The organism is Herbaspirillum sp. B65 (genome assembly GCF_000333555.1).
Classification (GTDB): domain Bacteria; phylum Pseudomonadota; class Gammaproteobacteria; order Burkholderiales; family Burkholderiaceae_D; genus Herbaspirillum; species Herbaspirillum rubrisubalbicans.
In genome coordinates, this window is the sequence record NZ_BADI01000058.1 from 1 (window position 1) to 5,854 (window position 5,854).

Sequence of the window (5,854 nt, forward strand, 5' to 3'; positions counted from 1 at the left end):
GGGCCGAGACCGTGCGCCAATTGTGCAGGGCCGGGCCCGCGTTTCCATTCTGGATGTGACATGGGAAGCGGCACAGGCCCTGGCCGATGAACTGCACTGCCACGCTGTGCGCTGCGACATCACCGATAGCGCATCGGTGCAAGCCGCACTGGATGCCGCGCAAGCGGCCAATGGCACGCCACGCATCCTCATCAACTGCGCCGGCATCGGCGGCGCCAAGCGCATGGTGGGCAAGGATGGCAGCGCCATGCCGCTGGAGGACTTCAGCCGCATCGTCAACGTCAACCTGATCGGCACCTTCAACGTGATCCGCCTGGTGGCCGCCCGCATGGCGGCCGCCGAACCGCTGGCCGAGGGCGAGCGTGGCGTCATCGTCGCTACCGCCTCGGTAGCGGCCTTCGATGGCCAGGTCGGCCAGGCCGGCTATGCCGCCTCCAAGGGCGGCATCACCGCCATGACCCTGCCGCTGGCACGTGACCTGGCACAGCATGGCATCCGCGTAGTGACCATCGCACCGGGCCTGTTCCTCACGCCCCTGCTCTACAAGCTGCCTGACGAAGTACAGCAATCGCTGGCCGCTTCGATTCCCTTCCCCAAGCGCCTGGGCAAGGCCGAGGAATATGCGCAACTGGCGCTGCACATCGCCACCAATCTTTCGCTCAACGGCGAGGTGATCCGCCTGGATGGCGCGCTGCGCCTGGCGCCGCGCTAAGGAGAATGCCATGAGCAAAACCATGATCTATCCGGTGCGCGTGGAATTCGGCGATTGCGATCCGGCCGGCATCGTCTACTTTCCCAATTTCTTCCGCTGGTATGACGCGGCCTCGCGCAACTTCTTCCATCAGTGCGGCGTGCCGCCCTGGCGCGATACCGAGAAGACGCACGGCATCATCGGCACGCCGGTGGTGGACATCAGTTCGCGCTTCGTGCGCCCGGCCACCTATGGCGATGCGATCGAAGTGCATTCCAGCATCATCGAATGGAATGACAAGACCTTCGTGATGAAGCACGAAATCAAGCGCGACGGCGAACTGCTGTGCGAAGGCCGCGATGTGCGGGTGTTCGCCATCCGCCATCCCGACGATCCGACCCGCATGAAGGCCATTGCCATTCCAGAGGATATCCGGGAGATGTGCAGCTAAGGCCACCCGGCGCACAGGTAGCAGTCAACGAGGCAGGGTGGACATGCCCTGCCCGCATAAATCGAGCATTCGATACATAAATACAAAGGAGACGGAGATGAAGACAAAGATGAAACTGGTCATCAAGGCAGGGGTACTGGCATCGATGCTGGCCTGCACCGGCATGGCCCATGCCGAGCTGACCATCGGCGTGGTGATGTCGCTGACCGGTCCCGGTTCGGGCCTGGGTATTCCTGCCAAGAATGGCTTCTCGCTGTGGCCCGACACCATCGGCGGCGAGAAGGTCAAGCTCATCATCCTGGATGACGCCACCGATCCCACCCAGGCCAGCAAGAATGCGCGCCGCCTGGTGGCCGAAGACAAGGTTGACCTCATCATCGGCTCGGCTGCGGTGCCGCCCACTCTGGCCATCGCCGACGTGGCGCTGGAAACGCAGACGGTGCAGCTGGCAATCTCCCCTATCGAGACAGCTGAAGGAAAAGACGCCTGGACCTTCCGTCTGCCGCAATCTACCGCCGTCATGGCCGGTGGCGTGGTGGAGCAGATGAAGAAAATGGGTGTCAAGACCATCGGCTTCCTTGGCTACTCCGATTCCTATGGTGAAAACTGGCTCAAGGAAATGCAGCGCCTGGCTACTGCTGCCGGCATGAAGATGGGCACGGTGGAGCGCTTCTCGCGCGCCGACACCAGCGTCACTGCGCAAGCCCTGCGGGTGGTCAGCTCCCACCCCGACGCGGTGCTGGTGGTGGCCTCCGGCAGCGGCGCCGCCATGCCGCACAAGGCGCTCATCGAACGCGGCTACAAGGGCAAGATCTTCCAGACCCACAGCGCGGCCTCGCGCGACCTGATCCGCCTGGGCGGCAAGGACGTCGAAGGCTCCTACGTCATCTCCGGCCCGGCGGTGGTGCCGGAAGCACTGCCCGACAGCAACCCGTCCAAGAAGCTGGCCATGGACTTCGTCACGCGCTACGAGAAGCAATTCGGCGCCGGCAGCCGCAACCTGTTTGCGGCCCATACCTATGATGCCCAACTGGTCCTGCAAAAGGTGGTGCCGGAGGCGCTGAAGAAAGCCAAACCCGGCACCCCGGCTTTCCGCACCGCCCTGAAGGAAGCGCTGGAAACTGCCGGCCCGATCCAGATCTCGCAAGGCACGCTGCGCTATACGGCCAAGGATCACTTTGGCCTGGGTGACGATGCCCGCATCATGCTGACCATCCAGAACGGCAACTGGAAAGCCGTCAATCCGTAATCGCTGCATGGTGTGATCCGTTGCGGTGGCGCACCCGGAAAGCGGGTTGCGCCACCGTGGTTCCGTGATATTTGCTTGCTTCGCTTCCCACACATGGACTCTTCCATTGCTGCCATCCTTACCCTGGATGGCCTGACCAACGGCATCGTCTATGGCTTGATCGCCATTGCCCTGGTGCTGGTCTTCACGGTCACCCGCATTCTCTTCATTCCCCAAGGCGAATTCGTCGCCTATGGCGCGCTCACCCTGGCCATGCTGCAACAAGGCCAGCGCCCCGGCCCGCTCTGGCTGCTGCTGGTACTGGCCGTGTGCGCGGCCGCGATGCAGGCCAGCGCCCTGCTGCGCGCCGGCCAGGCCGCCCTGCTGCCACGCGCGCTGCTGGAAACGCTGGCCCTGCCACTGGCCATCGCCGCCCTGGTGTGGTGGGCCGCGCCCCAGCAGTTCCCGCTGCCGGTGCAGGTGCTGCTGACCCTGCTGCTGATCACCGCCTTGGGGCCGCTGATGTACCAGGTGGTGTTCGAATCGCTGGCTGACGCCAGCGTATTGCAATTGCTGATCGTCTCGGTCGGCATCCACCTGGCCATGACCGGGCTGGGGCTGGTGTTCTTCGGTGCCGAGGGCTTCCGCACCCCGGTCTTCTGGGATGAGCGCTGGAACCTGGCCGCGCTCACCTTGAGTGCCCAGACCGTGGTGGTGGTAGCGGCGGCCGCCGCGCTGCTGGTGGCGCTGTGGCTGTTCTCCGGCCGCACACTGTATGGCAAGGCGCTGCGCGCCACGGCGGTCAACCGCCTGGGCGCACGCCTGATGGGAATCTCCACGACGCTGGCGGGCAAATTGTCCTTTGCCGTAGCAGCGTTTATCGGTGCTCTGTCGGGTGTCTTGATCGGCCCGATGAGCACCATTTTTTATGACTCGGGTTTCCTGATCGGCTTGAAGGGTTTCGTCGCCGCCACCATCGGTGCGCTGGCCAGCTTCCCGGCAGCCGCAGGGGGCGCGCTACTGGTGGGACTGCTGGAATCCTTCAGTTCCTTCTGGGCCAGCGACTACAAGGAAGTGATCGTCTTCATGGCCTTGCTGCCGATCCTGCTATGGCGCTCGCTGGTCACGCCGGCGCATGACGAGGATGAGGAGTGAACATGATGAACAAGCGACTTCCTCTGTATGCACTGCTGGTGGTACTGGCCGCCTTCCCGCTGTTGCCTACGCCGCAGTTCTGGGTGATCCAGGCCAACTACATCGGCCTGTATGCACTGGTGGCCATCGGCCTGGTGCTGCTGACCGGCATCGGCGGCATGACCTCCTTCGGCCAGGCGGCCTTCGTCGGCATGGGCGCCTATACCACCTCCTACCTGACGACCGTGCATGGCGTCTCGCCCTGGCTGACGCTGCCACTGGGCTTGTTGATCACCGGGGTGTCGGCCTACGTACTGGGCCGCATCACGCTGCGCATGTCGGGTCACTACCTGCCGCTGGCCACCATCGCCTGGGGCATCAGTCTGTACTTCCTGTTCGGCAAGGTGGACTGGCTGGGCAAGTATGACGGTATCTCCGGCATCCCCGCGCTGCACGTGCTAGGCGTGGACCTGGCCCAGGAGCGCCATCTGTACTACCTGATCTGGGCCATCGTGCTGGCGGCCGCCTGGATTTCGCTGAATCTGCTGGATTCGCGCGCCGGACGCGCCATCCGCGCCCTCAAGGGCGGACGTTCGATGGCCGAAGCCATGGGGGTGGATACCGGGCGCTACAAGATCCTGATCTTCGTGCTGGCCGCACTGCTGGCCGCGGTGTCGGGCTGGCTGTTTGCGCACATGCAACGCACCGTCAATCCTTCGCCCTTCAGCCTGTCCATGGGCATCGAGTATCTGTTCATCGTGGTGGTCGGCGGCATCGCCCACATCTGGGGGGCGCTGCTGGGGGCCGCTGCCCTCAAGCTGCTGTCGGACCAGTTGCAGGTACTGTTGCCGGCGCTGCTGGGCGATGGCGGCAGTTATGAGAGCATCGTGTTCGGCCTGATCCTGATCGTGCTGCTCAAGTATGCCCGCGGTGGCCTGTGGCCCTGGGTGCGCGCGCTGTGGCTGCGCGTGTTCCCGCCGGCAGCGCCGCCGCTGCGCGTGGCCAAGGCTGCGGCCATGAGCAAGCGCCAGGGGCCGGCGCGCGGTGCGCCGCTGCTGCAGGTGGACCAGATCAACAAGCGCTTTGGCGGGCTGGTGGCGGTCAATGATGTGTCCTTCAACGTCAAGGCCGGTGAGATCGTCGGGTTGATCGGCCCCAATGGCGCCGGCAAATCCACCACCTTCAACCTGGTCACCGGGCTGCTGCACGCCAGCGGCGGACGGGTTGCCTTCAATGGGCGCGACATCGCCGGACTGCCGGCTCGCGCCATCGCCAGGCTGGGCATTGCCCGCACCTTCCAGCACGTGCGACTGCTGCCGGGCATGTCGGTGCTGGAAAACGTGGCGCTGGGGGCGCACATGCGCAGTGAGCAGGGTTTCCTGCGCAATACGCTCAACGCCATGCTGCACCTGGAACGGGCCGAAGAGCAGGCGCTGCTGGACGAAGCCGCACGCGCCCTGCATCGGGTCGGACTGCAACACCTGATGCACGAACAGGCCGGCAACCTGGCGCTGGGCCAGCAACGTATCCTGGAAATCGCGCGCGCCCTGTGCTGCGATCCGCTGTTGCTGCTGCTGGACGAACCGGCGGCGGGCCTGCGGCATCTGGAGAAGCAGGCGCTCTCCAAGGTATTGCAGGAACTGCGCGCTGATAGCATGAGCATCCTGCTGGTGGAACATGACATGGAATTCGTCATGGAACTGACCGACCACATCGTGGTGATGGAATTCGGCGCCAAGATCGCCGAAGGCACACCGCAAGAGATCCAGCGGCATCCTGCCGTGATCGAAGCCTACCTGGGTGGAATCGAATGAGCGAACTGGTACTGGAAGTGGCGCAACTGTGCGCCAGCTATGGCAAGGTGCAGGCGCTGCACCACATCGACCTCAAGCTCGAACGGGGCAGCATCGCGACCGTGATCGGGCCCAACGGTGCCGGCAAGTCGACCCTGCTCAACGCCATCATGGGGGTGCTGCCGGCACAGGGTTCGGTGCGTTACCAAGGGCAGGCCGTGGAACGCTGGAGCCTGGAACAGCGCGTGATGGCCGGCATCGCCCTGGTGCCGGAACGGCGCGAACTGTTTTCCAGCATGAGTGTGGAAGACAACCTCCTGCTGGGGGGGATTCCGTCGCCTGCGGCTGCGCCAGGCGCAACCGCTGGACCAGCTAGCGACCGTCTTCGAACTGTTCCCGCGCCTGAAAGAGCGGCGCAGCCAGCAGGCCGGCACGCTCTCCGGCGGCGAGCGCCAGATGCTGGCCATCGGGCGCGCCATGATGGCCAAGCGGAACTGCTGATGCTGGACGACCCCAGCCTGGGCTGGCGCCGCGCATCGTCAAGGAATCCTGCAAAT

General features: G+C 64.5%; 6 protein-coding genes. All 6 read left to right on the forward strand.

Features of this window, described 5'->3' with window-relative positions:
• Nucleotides 1–712, forward strand: a 712-nt coding sequence (locus I5W_RS01345) for an SDR family oxidoreductase (protein ID WP_148289014.1), incomplete at its 5' end; no start/stop codon positions are given.
• Between the two features lie 10 nt (nucleotides 713–722).
• Entirely contained in the window at nucleotides 723–1,142 is a 420-nt protein-coding gene (locus I5W_RS01350) for an acyl-CoA thioesterase (protein WP_044527893.1), read from the forward strand.
• A 97-nt stretch (nucleotides 1,143–1,239) separates the two neighbouring features.
• Nucleotides 1,240–2,391, forward strand: coding sequence for an ABC transporter substrate-binding protein (locus I5W_RS01355; protein WP_044527894.1), 1,152 nt, complete (start codon nucleotides 1,240–1,242; stop codon nucleotides 2,389–2,391).
• A gap of 93 nt (nucleotides 2,392–2,484) precedes the next feature.
• Nucleotides 2,485–3,525, forward strand: coding sequence for a branched-chain amino acid ABC transporter permease (locus I5W_RS01360; protein ID WP_044527895.1), 1,041 nt, complete (start codon nucleotides 2,485–2,487; stop codon nucleotides 3,523–3,525).
• Between the two features lie 2 nt (nucleotides 3,526–3,527).
• Nucleotides 3,528–5,318: a branched-chain amino acid ABC transporter ATP-binding protein/permease gene (locus tag I5W_RS01365; RefSeq protein WP_044527896.1), complete on the forward strand. Its 1,791-nt coding sequence runs from the start codon at nucleotides 3,528–3,530 to the stop codon at nucleotides 5,316–5,318.
• The coding region (locus I5W_RS01370) for an ATP-binding cassette domain-containing protein (protein ID WP_252716847.1) at nucleotides 5,315–5,854 on the forward strand (540 nt) is incomplete at its 3' end. The genes I5W_RS01365 and I5W_RS01370, both read left to right, overlap by 4 nt.